General features: G+C 57.5%; 12 protein-coding genes. 5 read left to right on the plus strand and 7 right to left on the minus strand.

Going from position 1 to position 16,971, the window contains the following annotated elements:
- Nucleotides 1–49: 49 nt before the first annotated feature.
- Nucleotides 50–442: a glycine cleavage system protein GcvH gene (gcvH, locus tag ABC395_RS21435; protein ID WP_413005869.1), complete on the minus strand. Its 393-nt coding sequence runs from the start codon at nucleotides 440–442 to the stop codon at nucleotides 50–52.
- A 187-nt stretch (nucleotides 443–629) separates the two neighbouring features.
- On the opposite strand from gcvH, the gene ABC395_RS21440 reads away from it, so the two are divergent.
- A complete protein-coding gene (locus tag ABC395_RS21440) occupies nucleotides 630–2,027 on the plus strand; it encodes a hypothetical protein (protein WP_413005870.1) in 1,398 nt (465 codons plus the stop codon).
- Nucleotides 2,028–2,162: 135 nt separating this feature from the next.
- Here ABC395_RS21440 and ABC395_RS21445 read toward each other — a convergent pair whose 3' ends face one another.
- Both ABC395_RS21445 and ABC395_RS21450 read right to left on the minus strand, forming a co-directional pair.
- Entirely contained in the window at nucleotides 2,163–6,707 is a 4,545-nt protein-coding gene (locus tag ABC395_RS21445) for an NTTRR-F1 domain (protein WP_413005871.1), read from the minus strand.
- A gap of 78 nt (nucleotides 6,708–6,785) precedes the next feature.
- Nucleotides 6,786–7,631 carry a glycosyltransferase family 2 protein gene (locus tag ABC395_RS21450; RefSeq protein ID WP_413005872.1) on the minus strand — a complete coding sequence of 282 codons (846 nt, stop codon included), beginning with the start codon at nucleotides 7,629–7,631 and terminating at the stop codon, nucleotides 6,786–6,788.
- A 216-nt stretch (nucleotides 7,632–7,847) separates the two neighbouring features.
- On the opposite strand from ABC395_RS21450, the gene ABC395_RS21455 reads away from it, so the two are divergent.
- Nucleotides 7,848–8,567, plus strand: a complete 720-nt coding sequence (locus ABC395_RS21455) for a 3-ketoacyl-ACP reductase (RefSeq protein ID WP_413005873.1) — start codon at nucleotides 7,848–7,850, stop codon at nucleotides 8,565–8,567.
- 213 nt (nucleotides 8,568–8,780) lie between these two features.
- Nucleotides 8,781–9,287, plus strand: coding sequence for a cupin domain-containing protein (locus ABC395_RS21460; RefSeq protein WP_413005874.1), 507 nt, complete (start codon nucleotides 8,781–8,783; stop codon nucleotides 9,285–9,287).
- A 384-nt stretch (nucleotides 9,288–9,671) separates the two neighbouring features.
- Here ABC395_RS21460 and ABC395_RS21465 read toward each other — a convergent pair whose 3' ends face one another.
- Nucleotides 9,672–12,011 carry a UvrD-helicase domain-containing protein gene (locus tag ABC395_RS21465; protein ID WP_413005875.1) on the minus strand — a complete coding sequence of 780 codons (2,340 nt, stop codon included), beginning with the start codon at nucleotides 12,009–12,011 and terminating at the stop codon, nucleotides 9,672–9,674.
- Between the two features lie 472 nt (nucleotides 12,012–12,483).
- Between ABC395_RS21465 and ABC395_RS21470 the strand changes: the two genes are divergently transcribed.
- Nucleotides 12,484–13,125: a cell wall hydrolase gene (locus ABC395_RS21470; protein ID WP_413005876.1), complete on the plus strand. Its 642-nt coding sequence runs from the start codon at nucleotides 12,484–12,486 to the stop codon at nucleotides 13,123–13,125.
- Between the two features lie 104 nt (nucleotides 13,126–13,229).
- Here the strand turns inward: ABC395_RS21470 and ABC395_RS21475 are convergent, their stop codons facing one another.
- The 3 genes from ABC395_RS21475 to ABC395_RS21485 form a co-directional block, all read right to left on the minus strand.
- Nucleotides 13,230–14,384 (minus strand): hypothetical protein, encoded by a 1,155-nt coding sequence (locus ABC395_RS21475; protein WP_413005877.1) that lies wholly within the window; start codon nucleotides 14,382–14,384, stop codon nucleotides 13,230–13,232.
- 247 nt (nucleotides 14,385–14,631) lie between these two features.
- Nucleotides 14,632–15,177, minus strand: coding sequence for an RNA polymerase sigma factor (locus ABC395_RS21480; RefSeq protein ID WP_413005878.1), 546 nt, complete (start codon nucleotides 15,175–15,177; stop codon nucleotides 14,632–14,634).
- Between the two features lie 200 nt (nucleotides 15,178–15,377).
- Entirely contained in the window at nucleotides 15,378–15,968 is a 591-nt protein-coding gene (locus ABC395_RS21485) for a hypothetical protein (protein ID WP_413005879.1), read from the minus strand.
- A gap of 228 nt (nucleotides 15,969–16,196) precedes the next feature.
- Between ABC395_RS21485 and nfsA the strand changes: the two genes are divergently transcribed.
- Nucleotides 16,197–16,931, plus strand: coding sequence for an oxygen-insensitive NADPH nitroreductase (nfsA, locus tag ABC395_RS21490; RefSeq protein WP_413005880.1), 735 nt, complete (start codon nucleotides 16,197–16,199; stop codon nucleotides 16,929–16,931).
- The last annotated feature ends 40 nt before the right edge of the window (nucleotides 16,932–16,971 follow it).

Here is a 16,971-nt window from a genome sequence, read left to right on the forward strand (position 1 = left end):
CCTGCCGGAATATTTCCCGCAGGGTGCCGCAGCCCGGAGCGGCAGTCGATTACTGCCCCGAAACGATATAAGCCTGATACTGTTCGGCGGTCATAAGCCCGTCCAAGGCTTCTTTGCCGGAAATGTCGATTTCGGCGACCCAGCCCGCGCCGTACGGGTCCGTATTCACCAGCTCGGGAGATTCCTCCAGAGTGCCGTTGATTCCAGCAACCGTTCCGATAACGGGGCTAATCAGGTCGGAGACCGTTTTCACCGATTCCACACTGCCCAGCATATCGTCGGCTTTGACGGAAGCGCCCGTTTTCGGCAGTTCGACGAATACAATGTCGCCAAGCTGCTCTTGTGCAAAAGGGGTCATGCCTACACGGATTTTCGTGTCGGAAAGCACTTCGACCCATTCGTGTTCTTTGGAGTATAACAATCCGGATTTTACTTCGCTCACGTTATTACCGCCTCACTTTTGACTACCGTTAATAAATTTAGCTTACCCGAATGAAAACGGCGAAGTCAAGCCGGGAACGGGCAAAGTTCTTACCTTGTATTGACAGCTTATTTAAAGGGTGATACCATCCTGATAAATTCCCACTTTTCTGATTGGAATAAATATGTTTGAGAAAGGGGTTCATTCCATGAACGCATCTTTACGGCTTAACGCCACCCGCTTCGGCTCCGTCCTTGCCGCCAGCGCTCTGCTTCTGACCTTGTGGTCCGGCCAGGCTTACGGTCAGGGAACCCAAACTGCGGCGGCTGCCGCTCCGCTGACGGCAGAGCAAATCCATCTTTTGTCCGGGGAATACCGGCAGTTTTTGAAAGACCGTTTCGGCTACACGCTTCCTTCCGCACCGACAAAGGGCGACTTCGTCAAAGCTCTGGCCGCGGTTCTTAAACTGGAGCCGTCAGGCAAACCGAATCCTTTTCAGGATCTTAAGGAAAGCAGTCCTTATTACAAGTCCGCTCTGGCGTTGTATGAAAAAGGAATCCTCACCCAAGACCGGCTCGATGGCGATCAGCCTCTCACCCAGAGCACTGCCGTGTACATGGCCGTGAAAGCGGCCGGTTTAAAAGAGCTCGCCTATACTTATCCCGCCGAAAAAACGGCGCGTTCGCTCGTCAAGCTTCATGCGGACGATGAAATCTCCCAACTGTCGCCGCAGGCCGCCCAGGAACTCGCCGCAGCCGCGGATACGGAGCTTCTGCCCTCCGGACTGCACGGCGCTTTTCAGCGTAACGAACCTGCGTCCGCCTCTTACGCCGAAATTTTGCTCGGACGCGTGCTGGAATTGCAGGGCCTGTACAAGCATGAGCTGGGCCGGGTGTCCGATCCCGACATACTCCGCAAGGTACGCGACGCCTGGAATGTCCAGAACCTGATCCAGCAGCCCGATCTGCAAAACATCGTGGACAAAGCGCTGCAAGCCGATCTCATTACCGGCTACAACGTAAAAGACGACCGGTATACGCCTCACTTTGACAGCGAGCGTTCCCTTACATACGGACACAGCGAAATTGATCACGCCCTTCAACTGATCGGACTGCTCCGGAGCGAAAATATCGATGCAAGCGTCCAACTGGAGCCGAAAACCTCCGCTTTCATTTACTTGAAAGAATGGGGCGAGCCGGTTCAAACCGACGATTACAAAGTTGTGCAGATCGAGAACGGAAACTACATTGCGTATGCCAAGGAATACGACCTTTCATTCGAATTCGCGACAGTCGGGCAAAAAGACCGGTTTCAGGAGATCGTCCTGAAGTACGCCAAGAAGAACAGCGAAGACCAGAGCGGCCTTCTGGCCCATTCCTGGTGGCAACCGCTTTATTATTCCCGGACCGAGCTGACGGATTACAAGGTCATCGCCAACAACAAAATCGCTAAGGGCCACTACTATGCACAGACTTTTTCTCTTACCGACAAGTCTGCGGCAATAGCGGAGGGCATCCGTAAAATCAGCCCCGCAACAGAGATCGAGTCCTACCGGTTCTGGGTCGACGAGCCTTTTTACAACTATTTGATCGGGGAATACAAGTAAAAAATCATCCGGATACATCAGGTTTTATCCGTGAAGAAGGAGAAAGGGCAGAGAGCCCATTCTCTTTCTTTTTTTGTGGTAAAAAAAAGCCCTCTGCCGCAAGACAGAGAGCCCGAAAAACATGACGAGCGCGGGTTAATCCAGTTTTTCTATCGTGATCTGAGCGTTCGTGCCCGTGCCGCTGAGCGTCAACGTCAACCCGGACACGGATACCGTAAGGCTCCCCGTCGTTACCGCCTGGAAGAGCAGACTGCCGGTCAGTACGCCTCCTGCCAAAGCCAGTGAAAAGACCGAGGCACTAGGCTGCGGCACCGCCGTACCGCTGAAGTTTACGGCCACCGAAGACAGCAAGCTCAGAGTACCCGTGTAGATGTCAAAGCTTACCCGGTAATACCCCGGTTCGTTGACCAGGAAAGTCGTCGTCGGTGCAGCCGGACTAAACGTAATGGCCGTACCGTACTGGACGCCGGCCGTGTTGAACGGCACCAATCCGCCTGCGGTGACCGTTGTTCCTCCCGTATTTCTCCGGCTGGCGAACGAAGTGAGGCCGGTTCCTGCCACACCATCGGCTCCGGTGGCTCCTGTCGGCCCGATTAATCCTGCCGTTCCGTCAGCCCCCGTTGCTCCTGTGGCTCCTGTCGGTCCTGTTGCGCCTGTTGCTCCATCGGCTCCGGTTGCGCCTGTCGCTCCTGTCGGCCCCGTTGCGCCTGTCGCTCCTGTCGGCCCCGTTGCGCCTGTCGCTCCATCAGCTCCGGTAGCGCCCGTTGCTCCGGTAGCGCCCGTTGCTCCGTCAGCTCCGGTAGCTCCATCGGCTCCCGTGGCTCCTGTTGCTCCATCAGCTCCGGTTGCACCTGTTGCTCCGTCGGCCCCGGTAGCTCCTGTCGCTCCATCAGCTCCGGTCGCACCTGTTGCTCCGTCGGCTCCCGTGGCACCCGTCGCTCCATCAGCTCCGGTTGCACCTGTTGCTCCGTCGGCTCCCGTGGCACCCGTCGCTCCATCAGCTCCGGTAGCACCTGTGGCTCCATCGGCTCCCGTGGCACCTGTCGCTCCATCAGCTCCGGTAGCACCTGTGGCTCCATCGGCTCCCGTGGCACCTGTCGCTCCGGTAGCACCCGTTGCTCCATCAGCTCCCGTTGCTCCTGTTGCTCCGTCAGCTCCGGTTGTACCTGTGGCTCCATCAGCTCCCGTAGCACCTGTGGCTCCATCGGCTCCCGTGGCACCTGTCGCTCCATCAGCTCCGGTTGTACCTGTTGCTCCGTCAGCTCCCGTAGCACCTGTTGCCCCGTCGGCTCCCGTGGCTCCATCAGCTCCCGTGGCTCCTGTGGCTCCCGTTGCCCCTGTCGCTCCTGTCGGCCCCGTTGCGCCTGTCGCTCCGTCAGCTCCCGTGGCTCCTGTCGCTCCGTCAGCTCCCGTGGCACCTGTGGCTCCATCAGCTCCGGTAGCTCCTGTTGCCCCATCGGCTCCGGTCGCACCTGTCGCTCCATCAGCTCCCGTTGCACCTGTCGCTCCGTCAGCTCCTGTGGCTCCTGTCGCTCCATCGGCCCCGGTCGCACCTGTTGCTCCATCTGCTCCCGTAGCACCTGTTGCTCCATCGGCTCCCGTTGCACCTGTTGCTCCGTCGGCTCCCGTTGCACCAGTCGCTCCATCAGCTCCTGTTGCACCTGTCGGCCCGATCGCACCCGTTGCTCCATCTGCTCCGGTAGCACCTGTTGCTCCGTCAGCTCCCGTTGCCCCTGTGGCCCCGGTTGCTCCTGTGGCTCCATCGGCCCCGGTAGCACCCGTCGCTCCGTCAGCTCCCGTAGCACCCGTCACTCCATCGGCTCCGGTCGCTCCTGTTGCTCCATCTGCTCCTGTTGCTCCGTCAGCTCCTGTTGCTCCTGTCGCTCCATCAGCTCCGGTAGCACCTGTCGCTCCATCGGCCCCGGTTGCTCCTGTTGCCCCATCGGCCCCGGTAGCTCCTGTCGTTCCATCAGCTCCCGTGGCACCTGTCGCTCCATCAGCTCCCGTTGCACCTGTGGCTCCGTCAGCGCCAGTTGCACCTGTCGCTCCATCTGCTCCCGTTGCCCCTGTGGCTCCGTCAGCTCCGGTAGCTCCTGTTGCTCCGTCAGCTCCCGTGGCTCCTGTCGCTCCGTCGGCTCCCGTAGCACCCGTTGCTCCGTCAGCTCCCGTGGCACCCGTCGCTCCATCGGCTCCGGTCGCACCTGTTGCTCCGTCGGCTCCCGTGGCACCCGTCGCTCCATCAGCTCCGGTAGCACCTGTGGCTCCGTCGGCTCCCGTGGCACCCGTCGCTCCATCAGCTCCGGTAGCACCTGTGGCTCCGTCGGCTCCCGTGGCACCTGTTGCCCCGTCGGCTCCCGTTGCACCCGTTGCTCCATCAGCTCCGGTAGCACCCGTTGCTCCATCAGCTCCGGTAGCCCCCGTTGCTCCATCAGCTCCGGTAGCCCCCGTTGCTCCGTCAGCGCCAGTTGCTCCTGTCGCTCCATCAGCTCCCGTTGCACCTGTGGCTCCATCGACTCCCGTGGCACCTGTTGCTCCTGTCGGCCCCGTTGCACCTGTCGCTCCGTCAGCTCCCGTTGCACCTGTTGCTCCATCGGCCCCGGTAGCTCCTGTCGCTCCATCAGCTCCCGTGGCACCTGTCGCTCCATCAGCTCCGGTCGCACCTGTCGCTCCATCGGCCCCGGTTGCTCCTGTCGCTCCGTCAGCACCAGGTGCTCCTGTCGCTCCATCAGCTCCCGTAGCACCTGTCGCTCCGTCAGCTCCCGTTGCACCCGTCGCTCCGTCAGCTCCTGTTGCACCCGTTGCTCCGTTAGCTCCCGTTGCGCCTGTCGCTCCATCGGCCCCGGTAGCACCTGTCGCTCCATCAGCTCCCGTAGCACCTATCACCCCATCGGCCCCGGTTGCTCCTGTTGCTCCGTCGGCTCCCGTAGCACCTGTCGCTCCATCAGCTCCGGTCGCACCTGTCGCTCCATCGGCCCCGGTAGCACCTGTCGCTCCTGTCGGCCCGGTAGCACCCGTTGCTCCATCAGCTCCAGTTGCACCTGTCGCTCCATCGGCTCCCGTAGCTCCTGTTGCCCCATCGGCTCCCGTTGCACCTGTCTCTCCGTCGGCTCCCGTTGCTCCTGTCGGCCCCGTTGCGCCTGTCGCACCCGTTGCTCCCGTTGCTCCGTCGGCTCCCGTAGCACCTGTCGCTCCATCTGCCCCGGTAGGACCTGTCGCTCCATCAGCTCCGGTTGCACCCGTTGCTCCATCAGCGCCCGTTGCCCCTGTCGCTCCATTAGCCCCCGTAGCTCCTGTCGCTCCATCTGCTCCCGTAGCACCTGTCGCTCCGTCAGCTCCGGTAGCTCCTGTGGCTCCATCAGCTCCCGTGGCACCCGTTGCTCCATCAGCTCCGGTAGCTCCTGTTGCTCCTGTCGGCCCCGTTGCACCTGTCGCTCCGGCAGCGCCAGTTGCTCCTGTGGCTCCGTCGGCTCCCGTAGCACCCGTCGCTCCATCAGCTCCGGTCGCACCTGTTGCTCCATCAGCTCCGGTCGCACCTGTTGCTCCATCGGCTCCGGTAGCACCTGTCGCTCCATCAGCTCCCGTTGCACCTATGGCTCCGTCAGCGCCAGTTGCACCTGTCGCTCCATCAGCTCCCGTTGCCCCTGTCGCTCCGTCAGCGCCAGTTGCACCTGTCGCTCCATCAGCTCCCGTAGCACCCGTCGCTCCATCAGCTCCGGTCGCACCTGTTGCTCCATCAGCGCCCGTTGCACCTGTCACTCCATCGGCTCCCGTAGCACCCGTCGCTCCATCAGCTCCGGTCGCACCTGTTGCTCCATCGGCTCCCGTAGCACCTGTCGCTCCATCAGCCCCGGTAGCACCCGTTGCTCCGGCAGCGCCAGTTGCTCCTGTCGCTCCATCAGCTCCCGTTGCACCTGTGGCTCCATCGACTCCCGTAGCACCTGTCGCTCCTGTCGGCCCGGTTGCTCCTGTTGCTCCATCGGCTCCTGTTGCTCCTGTCGGCCCCGTTGCACCTGTCGCTCCGTCAGCTCCCGTAGCACCCGTCGCTCCATCGGCTCCCGTTGCACCTGTCGCTCCTGTCAGCCCCGCTGCACCTGTCGCTCCTGTCAGCCCCGCTGCACCTGTGGTTCCGGCAGGGCCTGTCGGCCCCGTCGGTCCTGCAGGACCGGTTGCTCCCGTCGCCCCTGTGGCGCCCGATGCACTGGAGTTTGCATTCATGACAACGACTTCGTCCACCAGGACATTCGATGAATTCGGCAAAGGCGAGAGGGTCACCAGAAAAGAAGCATACACCGCATTGGCCGGTACCGGATCGGTTATCTCGTAAAGCATTTTCCACGACCCGGTGGATACGTCGGGAAGGGTGCCCTGCTGGATTGTGCTCGCTATTCCATTCGAAATGAACAAATACGAGGAATCGTAGTAAGCCAGCGTCACGTTAACTTCGGGACTCGGTCCGGTTCCGGTTTTGGCAAAAGAAGCGGAAACCGAGTAACTTTCTCCCGGCAGGGCAAAAACCGCTTGAACGATCCCGGCTCCGACATTTCCTCCCGTCATCCGAGAGGCATACACGCCGACTTTAGGATTTGTACTCGTTACAACGGCATTATAGGCTCCCCAGGATTCCATGGTTCCCAGTTCGAAGCCGCCGTTTTGAATCAGATTGTTAAATGAAACAGTCATACCCTCACCTCCTCTATTAATCTATTAACAGCAGGAAGAGTTGGTTTGTAGAGTTAGCCTTAGCAAAAAAAATCGGGCTCACGCCGAGCTTCCTTCTTCACTCAAAGGTACGAAATGCTTTTCGGGGCAGAACGTTTTAACCTTTTCTACGACACGACTCGGGTTGTATCCCGTTTTTTCCAATTCAATCGCAGAAACTTCCAAATTCCATTTGTTCCGGAATTTTTCCGCATTGTACAGCCCCTGCTCGTTCCAGGCGAGTCCGTTGGCCGTAAAGGTCGCGTGGCCGTGATGATGCACATAAACGTCGCAGGCCGCCCACAATATTTTTCCGCTGAGGCGGGCACGAAGGCAAAAATCGTCATCCTCATACCCTCCTGGATAAAAACGCTCATCCAAGCCTCCGATGGTTTCGATCAGTTTTTTATGGAAAAGCATACAAAAACCGATCAGCCGGTGCGGATAAAATCCCATCCCTATGTTCTGCTGTCTCCACTTGCGCGCAAACTGCTGCATTTCGTCCATAGTCCGGTAAGGGTCCGGTTTGATCCGCTGAATCGGCGCCACGTTGCAGGAGACAGGTCCGACGATGCCGATGGTCTGATCCCAATCGAGCCAGCCGCGCAGCCCTTCCAGCCAGCCTTCCGTAACGACGACATCGTTGTTCAGGAGCAGCAGATAGTCGCCTTTGGCCGCCCGAATCCCCTGGTTGCAGCCTCCCGCAAAGCCTTTGTTCACAGAGTTGGCCAGCACTGTCGCATTCCGGACGTTCGATAAATAGGTCAGAGTCCCGTCGGTCGATCCGTTATCCACAAAAATAAATTCGTACGGCAAAGACGTATGCTTTTGCACACTTTCCACACAAGCCCGGGTATGCTCCAGCCCGTTCCGGGTCAGTATAATAATCGAAGTTAAAGCTGCCATTCTATCACTCCTTTTTTGGATTCCTGCTAGAATATGTATGCGGATAAGAGACAGCGTGGGTCTTAAAAAAAATAAACACCCGTACAAAAAAAGCCCCCTAAAGAAGCCGTCTTCTTAGCCGGGGAAATAATCTCGACTGTTTTGATAAACTGTAACCATTATGGTAACTTAACAGAGTAACCAATGATCCCTCAAGGGAATAAAGGAGCGACAATCATGGAACTTAAAAATAAAACGGCCATCATTACCGGAGCCGGCAAAGGCATCGGCAAAGCCGCCGCCGTCGCGCTGGCCAAAGAAGGCGTTAACCTCGGACTGCTCGCCAGAAGCACGGCTGACCTGGAAGCCCTCCAAAAAGAGCTTGCCGGTACATACGGAGTTAAAGTTTTCCACGCCTCGGCCGATGTTTCGAAACCGTCCGACGTGCAGCAGGCTATCTCCTCCTTAACCGGAGAGCTCAGCCATGTCGATATTTTGATCAACAATGCGGGAATCGCCCAGTTCGGCACGGTGGCGGATATGGACCCCGACCAGTGGGAGCGTATCATTCAGGTCAACCTTATGGGAACCTACCATGTGACACGCGCCGTTCTTCCCGGAATGATCAGCCAAAACAGCGGAAATATCATTAATGTGGCCTCCACGGCCGGAGAACGCGGCTTTGCGACCGGTTCCGCTTATTGTGCCTCCAAATTCGGGGTTCTCGGCCTGACCGAAGCGCTCATGCAGGAAGTGCGTAAATCCAATATCCGCGTAACGGCGCTGACGCCAAGCACAGTCAATACGGAACTGGCAAGCAATGCGGGCCTCAAAATCGGCGACGAAGACCGGATGATGCAGCCGGAAGACGTAGCGGAGCTCATTACGACTACGCTGAAGCTTCCGCCGCGCGTGTTCATTAAGACCGCCGGAATCTGGACGACCAATCCCCAGTAACGTCCGTTTTTAAAAATTTTTCCGAATTTTTCACGGGTCGGCTTTCAGAAGCGGAACCCCTGACAAGACCTCTTTCGTCCACAACGGAGGGGTCTTTTGTCCGTTTTTCTCTTATTAAAAAAATATCAGGAAGGTTAACTATGTATAGAGTCAACATTTATTCTCAAAAGTTTTAAACGTTTATTTTGGCGGTTGATTTAGGAGGGATTTAAAATGAGTTCGGCAGAAGCGAACGTGAAAACATGGTTTTTCAAGGAAGACGGCGGAATTCCGAACCACCCCCGTTTGCCCGTGCTTCTTTACAAGGGAGCTTTTTCGGATAATACGGAGCGGACGGAAAAGCTGTTTAACCGGCACAACTGGCTGAACAGCTGGACCAACGGCGTGTTCGACTACCATCATTACCACAGCAACGCGCACGAAGTGCTCGGCGTCATCAGCGGAAGCGCGGTAGTCCTGCTCGGAGGCGAGCACGGGGAACAGATAGAGCTGAAGACCGGCGATGTCGTCGTGCTTCCTGCCGGAACCGGACACAAAAAGCTGTCCGCCAGCTCCGACTTTAAGATCGTAGGGGCCTATCCGGACGGCATGGAGCCTGACCTCCACAAGGAGAGCGAAAGCGTAACTCCCGCCAGCCGGGAAAAAATCGGCAGCGTTCCCGTGCCGGACACCGATCCCGTATTCGGTGAGGACGGGCCGCTGCTCCGCTTGTGGAAATAAAAAGAACGGACCGGGCAAGGAGATGCCGGTCCGTTCTTTTTTTAGACTGGTATGCGGGCATGTGCATAACGGCTGAATACCTGAAGCGGTCGGGACGCCGAAGCGTACTGGCGGCCCCCCGCTATGAGATGTCCCGTCCGAGCGAGCGGCTTGTACAGCGGCCGCCGGAGCGGAAAAAGCCTCGTACACGCGCTTCGGAGCCGGTTCCCCGGCCGCCGGCCTAGTTCGCGGCGCGCTTCAAGCCGCGTCTCCGGTGCCCGCAGCCCGCATGGCCGCTTCCCAGCTGTCCGGGCGGGACGCCGACCGCGGGAGCGCAGCCTTCGGCCCGCGCAGCCGGCGACCGCCGCCGGCAAGCCGGCCCTCTGCGGCCCTCGCGCCGGGCCCTCACCGGCCTGCCGCGCGCACGGCCGCTTCCCGGCGGCCCGCCGTCATCGGCGCCCCGCACAGCGGGCACGCCTTGGCCGGGGCACCGGAGGCTTTGCCGCGGGCGGCGGGTTCGCCGGCCGCGATCCGCACCCAGGCGTTGCAGCCGGGTCCGGTGCAGAGCCACGCGGGCACCGTCTCCGTGCGTACCGGCGCGGCCGGTGCGCACCGCTCCGGTGCCCTGCCGGATGCCGGTGCGGTGCGGGCCACCGCCGTCACCGTCCGCTTGCCGGAGGCCGGCTGCGCGCGGCGCCCGGAGACCGGGGAATCGCCGCTCCGCCCCGTAAAAGCGGACACGACGAACCGCGAGACGCCCGCTTTTCTTCCCCGGTAAAGGGAAGGCGAGCTTACGATAAGCTCCTCGCGGGCCCGGGTCACGGCCACGTAGGCGAGGCGCCGCTCCTCTTCCAGATCGGCGGCGCCACCCTCCGCTTTCGGGTCCAGAGCGGAGCTGTGGGGCAGGCTCCCTTCGCAGGCACCGAGCAGGACGACTACCGGAAACTCCAGCCCTTTGGAGCGGTGAATGGTCATCAAAGCGACCCGGTTGCCCTGCTCTTCGGAGAGATGGCGGCCGCTCTGTCTGCTCCGGGACAGCACATCGTCCACGAACAGCACGAACTCTGCCGTGGTGTGGAACCGCTGCGCCGACGTTTCCAGCTCGTCCAGCATCTCCTTCAGCATTTCCTTGTGCTGGGTGGGTTGTTTGCGCCCGTCCGTCTCGACGTAGGCATCGTAGAAATGCACCCTCATTTTGCGGATCGCATCCAAGGGCTTCAGCTTTTTCAGCTCACGGATCAGTTCCAGTCTGGCCTGGATCTTCTCTTTCTGAAAGTCCTTCCGGTCCGGCATCATCAGCAAATGGACCAGCGGCCCTTTCTTCGGCTGCCGGGCCTCCTGCTGGCGGATATACGCCATCCCGTGCTCGCGGTTGATGTACAGCGACGGCAGCACTCCCTCCATCGCCTCGAAGTCGCGGCGGTTCAGCGACAGGCGCATATGATCGAGAACGGGTTTAATCAGCCAATGTTCGTACAACAGCTGCCCGTCTCCGTAATCGATATAGGGAATTTCCCGCAGAACGAGCTGCTCCAGCAGAGCGCGGTTGTTGCTTGCGGACCGGTAAAGCACGGCGAAATCCCCGTAACTCCGCTTCCCCCGCTCCACATCCTGACGGATACGGGAGAGGACGATTTCCGCCTCTTCGTCGGTCGTCAGCGGCCGGATATACTGGGGCCGGACGCTGTCCGCGTTCGCGGCTTTCAGCGTCTTCACGCGCCGCATTTTGTTATGCCGGATGATTTCGTTCCCGAGTCCGACGATGGCCGCTCCCGAGCGGTAATTAATCGCCAGCGTGATCACCTTGGCGGACGGGAACTCTTTTTCAAAATGAAGAATAAATTCGCTGCGCGCCCCGTTAAACGAGTAGATCGTCTGGTCGTCATCCCCGACCACCATCAAATGGTTCTGCGGCGCCGCAATCATGCGGATTAGCTCGTACTGGATGCCGTTCGTATCCTGGAACTCATCCACCATGACGTACTGGAAACGGTTTTGCAGCGAGCGCAGCAGGCTCTCGTTCTCCTTGAGCATCCGGTACGCCCGGAGAAGCACGTCGTCGAAATCGATTTTGGCGTTGGCCCGTTTCCAGTCTTCATAGCGGATCAGAATACTCCGGATTTCTTTCTCTTCCTTCGTCTGCTGCGGGAGATCCTGCAGCTCCGTCCGGTTCATTTTATAGGAGGAAAGCAGCGTTAAAAGCGTTTCGGGCTGATACGTATCGGGAATGCCCAGCTCCCTCATAATCTGTTTAAGCAGGATATGCTGCCTGCGCGTCTCGTTAAAAATCTCTTCCTGAACGCCCTGACTCCTGATGATCCGCAGAAAAAAAGAATGAAACGTCCGCGCTTGAAGCCGGGAGGCTTCCTGGGCCGTTATTCCCGGCAGCGCGGCGATGCGTTCTCTCATTTCGGCGGCGGCTTTGCTGGAAAACGTGACAAGCAGAATGCTCGCCGCCCGGATCCCGCGCACCGCGAGCAGATAACCCGTCCGGCAGACGAGCACGGACGTTTTGCCCGAACCCGCGCCCGCGAGCGTCAGCAGCGGTCCTTCGAAATGTCTGACCGCCCGGATTTGAGGCTCGTTCAGGGCGATGCCCCGTTCCTCCAGCCGGCGGAAGTAAAAAGCGTCCCGGTCTCCGTCCGGAACCAGTTCCCTGCTTGTATGTGCGGAAGCCATGACGGCTTGCGGAATGTTCGTATGACCCGTACCCGGAGGCACGGTGTAAAAAGGGGCCTGACTCAAAACCGTTCACCTTCAACTTCTGTCTTTTTTTATCTCTGTGCTGCCCTTTGTAAGCCTGGTTTGTAAGCTCACCTTAGAACTATACCACTCCGGGGACGAAGAGAATACATTCCGATAACAATTTGTAACATAACTGCAATCCAGTTTTCATCTTCCTTTAATATAAAAGCCCTATACTAAAACTCGACCCCCTTTTAATAAATAAATCTTAAGGCCCGCAGCCCGTTGCTGCGGGTCTCTTTCTGTTCAAAACTGGATCGCCTATCCATTTTTTTCGTTCCTACGGAAACAATTCGGCGGGGCTTTCCGAACAGTATAAAAGACGAGCCGGAATCGAGCCGGTCCCCGTCACTCCCCTGCAGCCGCCGATAAGCGTGGGCGGAAGCTTTTGATGACCATCGTAGGCCCTCAAGTCCCTATCGCACGTACACAAAACGTGGTCATAAAAACAAGAGGAGGTTTTCCTTTAACCATGAAAAAAATGCCTATATTTCTATCTGCCGCCGCATGCGCCATCGGCCTTGTCAGCGCGGCCCCTTCGGCCTCGGCCATGTCCCTGTCCACGGGAACCCAGAGCGAGCACGTTCTGGACCTTCAGGAGCGGCTTGACGCGCTAGGGTACTTTGACGCGGGCGTCACCGGCTATTTCGGAATGAAAACGGCGGAGTCCGTGAAAAAGTTCCAGCGCGCCTACGGCCTTCCCGTCGACGGCGAAGCCGACTCCAAGACCCTCGGGAAGCTGGAGAAAGCGGCGGTTCCGAAGCAGAACGCTCTGGATCAAATGGCACGCATCATTTATTCCGAAGCCCGCGGCGAGTCTTACCAGGGGCAGGTTGCGATCGGCGCCGTCGTTATCAACCGCGTGCAGTCCAACCAGTTCCCGGACTCCATTCCGGGCGTCATTCACCAGCCGGGACAGTTTTCCGCCATCCGTGACGGCCAGTACTGGCTGAAGCCTAACGAAACGGCTTACAAAGCGGCACGTGCCGCTCTTAACGGCTCCGATCCGACCGGAGGCGCGCTGTTTTACTACAATCCGGACGTCGCCACTTCGTCCTGGAGCAAGTCGCGTCCGAGAACGGGCGTGATCGGGAACCACGTTTTCACGAACTAACCGAACTTTCATCATACAGGGCATCACCTACAAAGGTCCCCGCACGCTAAAAAGCCAACTTTGCCCCGACCACGCAAAGTTGGCTCTTTCCTTTCCAGCCGGCTTTACTGCATAGGCAGCCAGCTCACTTTCCAGATCCCGGCTTTATTCCGGATCAGGCTGAAGCCTTTCTTGTCCTCCGCTGAAACGGAGCCCCGCTTCGTCATGACAATATAAGCGGAATCTCCGCTGATTTCCTGGTACAGCGTGTAGTCCTTGCGTAAAGTGTCCCATTTCTGTTTCGCCTGTTTATCCGCTTCCGGTTCCCTGCCGATGTCGGCCAAGTATTGTTCCCGGCTCGGCGTGGCGTAATCGCTGCCTTTTGCCAGAAGGGCATAGACCGTCTCCCAGTCCCCTTTTTCCGAAGCCATCACGTAATAGCGGAAAATATCGATCGGCTCCAGCCCTTGGAGGGAGTCGTCCGTCCGGGTTTTGGCGAAGTCTTCATACTTGTCGAAGGTTTCTCCTTTCGAAAAGTACCATTGATGGTCGACTTGGGGCACTTGATCTTTCCCTTCAAAGGGATTCGGAATAAAATCGGACTTAAATAACGTTCCTCGAATGCCTTGAAAAGCTGTAAACGTATATTTTTTCTCCGAAAAATTTTCAATCATTATCGGTGAACCTTCTGTTACGTAAACATTTTGACCTGTGGGATCAGTGCCGATAGCTCTGCTTTTTAGGAGTCCTTCCGTGGCTTCGGAGGAGTTGTATGCAGTCAATTTGTTTTTAGGTATCCAAACGTCCCCGTTGTACTCCAAACCATCCGTGTACATAACTCTGACACACAGCCAATTTTCATATTCGCGTATTACCTTAACCACCCTTCCTTGTTTAAGAAGAAATCCTGATGGTTTTTCCTCTCCCGGATATAAAGAAAAATTTAATGAACTCTCAACAAGCATATAATTAGAATTTACATTAACGACAGGCCTTTTATTAAGAAATTCATCAAGCTCAATACCTTCCAAAAATTTATCCGTTTCTTTAAGCACAAACCACTGGGGAATCCAGCGGTCATTATTAACCTTAATAAACCCGTTTTGTTTATCCAAAATTTTAACCGGATGATTCGACAAGACCAAAAATGGGCCCGAACCATAGTTCGATGTTTCGCCAGGTCCTGGTAAGGAGTAAGTATCCCCTTTAAGGTAAAAAAAACTCATTTTCTCCTGCTGCAAAGGAGGAGCGGTCGCCTGCGGCGGCTCCGTGGGCTTCATGAACCCGGACCATGCTTTGGTAACGGCGGGCGCCAATTCTCCGCGGAACAGGAACGCAGCCGCCGCCAGGCACAAGAGCACTGCCGCCAGTACAGGCAGCGTTTTCTTTCGTCTTGGGATGCCCGGCTTACGGACACGGCCGCCCCGAGCGGATTCCGACGCCTTTTGCTCGATGCGGTAAATATCGTCCATCGTGAAGGTTTTTCTCGGAAAAGGTCCCGATTTCAGCTTGTCGTACCATTCGGGTTTAGGCCCGTTCATAAGCAGACTCCTCCTTCCATACTGCCGACACTTTCTTGCGTGCGCGCGACAACCGCGATTTTACGGTCCCCTCCGACACGCCGAGCACCTGAGCGATTTCCCCCATCGTCATGTCGTATTTGGCGTCCAGCACGAGCACTTCTCTGAATTTAGGGGAAAGCTTCATCACCACTTCCCAAATCTCGTCCGTGAAAGCCGCTTCCATCACTTCGCTTTCCGCCGACGGATGGGTGCTGCCGGACCTCGCACGGCCGACCAGAATCACCCTGCGCATGAAAGCCGTCCGCATATGATTGCGCGCCGTGTTGCGGGTTATGGCGAACAGCCACGTTTTGACGGAAGCTTTTCCTTCGAACGTATCGAGGTGGCGGAAGACACTCAAAAAAACATCCTGAGAAATATCGTCCGCCAGTTCCCTGCGTCCGGTCAGAAAGAAGGCGTAGTTCCACACGTCCTGCCCGTACTCCAGCATCATCGTCCGAAACTGTTCTTTGGCCGGTTTTCCCTCTTCGTTCACCTGCTGAGCCCCCAACGCCTTCACCTCCACCCATTAGACAACAGAAACCGCGAAACCGTTCCCGTTTTAGAAATTTTCCCGAAAAAAGTCCGATTCGTCCGTATCCGATCAGCTTAAAGAATCCGGTGTGGCGTTGCGTAACGGCAGTCACCCCTATGGGGCTTAACCGTCCGTGCCCGCTGATCCGCAAAAAAAAAGCCGCCAAGGCAGCCTTTTCAGTCAGATTCCGTTTTGCTAGGAACGGCTTTCGTTCCTTCTTCCGTCCAGGTTCTGTAAGCGTCTATGTTGGCTTCGGAATCGTCGCTCGCATCCGACGTTTTATAATAACGGGCGGAATACGCGTGCTCCGCGTCCGTTTTGTTGTCATCCGTATTGAGCCGTAAGTGGAATTCGGAAATCTCCAGATTCCAGTTTACGCTGCGGGCGATTTCCCGCATATGCTCGGGCGTGACGAAAGCCTTGACGGTATTAATCACGGCCGCATGCGTATCCGGGTCCGGCTCCCCTTTCCAGTCGATCCTGCAGGTCACATCGGGCCGGGTAAACGTACAATAGAGCCCTTTATACCCCTTCAGGTTCTTTTTCATGGACTTGGCGGCAGCCCGGATGGTTTCCGTTTTCACACCGTGCGTCACACTGCATGCGGACAGCGCCGCGACAAGCGGCAACACGAAGACGTTCCGTTGTATAAAAGACCGCTTTTTCAGCGGACTTTTCCCGGGAATCGGCGGGACAACATCCCGTCGGGTCTCTTCGGTTCGTTCGGTTCGTTCGGTCCCTTCCATCCGTTCTATCCGTTCGTCCATATTCGGCCCCCCTCGTCTTTTAACGTCCGTTCCCGCTTCCCGTCCCGCCCGCCGCCTTGGTACACCGGCATTTACCGCTGCTGTGCGGCCCGTCTTTTCCGGCCATTAGGTCTTCCTTATATTTCCTTCTACAAGTACGATCTTACCAAGTTTTCGCTTATAATAGAACCAACTGTAACAACACGATCAACATTTATCTTATGTTCTGAGAAAAAGGAGACTGCGACCATGAATTCCGTTATCGATCTGCTGACCCGGCACCGCTCCATCCGCAAGTTTAAACCGGATCCCATTCCCGGCGATCAATTGCAAGCGATCATCGCTTCCGCACAAATGGCCTCCACTTCAAGCAGCGTTCAAGCCTATACCATCATTGCCGCCACCGATCCCGCGCTCAAAAAAGAACTGGCCCGGCTCGCCGGCAACCAGGCCTACGTCGAGCAGTGCGGACTCTTCCTCGTGTTCTGCGCCGACCTGAACCGGCTCCGCAAAGCGACCGAGCAGTCCGGGGAAGTGTTCCACCAGAACACCGAAAGCTTTCTCGTCGCTTCAATGGACGCCGCGCTGGCCGCCCAGAATGCCGCAATAGGGGCCGAATCTCTCGGCCTCGGCATCTGCTATATCGGAGGCATCCGCAATAACCCGGACGGTGTCGCCGAAGCGCTGAACCTTCCGGAGCTCGTTTATCCGGTGTTCGGAATGTGCGTCGGCGTGCCGGATCAGGAGCCTTCTCTCCGCCCCCGGCTTCCTCAAACGGCCGTTCTTCACGAGAACGGCTATCAGAGCGGACGCTCGGACGAAGGTGTCCGCCAGTATGACGAAACGACGCGGAAATATTACGAGGAACGGACCGGAGGCAAACAAAGCGTTACCTGGTCCCGGAGCATGGCGGACAAGTACCGCCAGCCGGTACGCGCTCATTTGAAGCCGTTTCTGGAAAAGCAGGGGTTTAAATTGGAATAGTCCAGCCCTCCCGGCAAAAACAAAAAGACCCCTTCTTTTG

This window comes from Paenibacillus canaveralius (assembly GCF_047238265.1).
Taxonomy (GTDB): domain Bacteria; phylum Bacillota; class Bacilli; order Paenibacillales; family NBRC-103111; genus Paenibacillus_F.

What these genes read in the sequence shown, in the direction of transcription:
- ABC395_RS21455 (WP_413005873.1), top strand. Translation starts at nt 7,848, where the DNA reads ATGGAACTTAAAAATAAAACGGCCATCATTACCGGAGCCGGCAAAGGC.
- ABC395_RS21445 (WP_413005871.1), bottom strand. Translation starts at nt 6,707, where the DNA reads ATGACTGTTTCATTTAACAATCTGATTCAAAACGGCGGCTTCGAACTG.
- ABC395_RS21450 (WP_413005872.1), bottom strand. Translation starts at nt 7,631, where the DNA reads ATGGCAGCTTTAACTTCGATTATTATACTGACCCGGAACGGGCTGGAG.
- ABC395_RS21440 (WP_413005870.1), top strand. Translation starts at nt 630, where the DNA reads ATGAACGCATCTTTACGGCTTAACGCCACCCGCTTCGGCTCCGTCCTT.
- ABC395_RS21475 (WP_413005877.1), bottom strand. Translation starts at nt 14,384, where the DNA reads ATGAAGCCCACGGAGCCGCCGCAGGCGACCGCTCCTCCTTTGCAGCAG.
- ABC395_RS21460 (WP_413005874.1), top strand. Translation starts at nt 8,781, where the DNA reads ATGAGTTCGGCAGAAGCGAACGTGAAAACATGGTTTTTCAAGGAAGAC.
- ABC395_RS21485 (WP_413005879.1), bottom strand. Translation starts at nt 15,968, where the DNA reads ATGGACGAACGGATAGAACGGATGGAAGGGACCGAACGAACCGAACGA.
- ABC395_RS21470 (WP_413005876.1), top strand. Translation starts at nt 12,484, where the DNA reads ATGAAAAAAATGCCTATATTTCTATCTGCCGCCGCATGCGCCATCGGC.
- nfsA (WP_413005880.1), top strand. Translation starts at nt 16,197, where the DNA reads ATGAATTCCGTTATCGATCTGCTGACCCGGCACCGCTCCATCCGCAAG.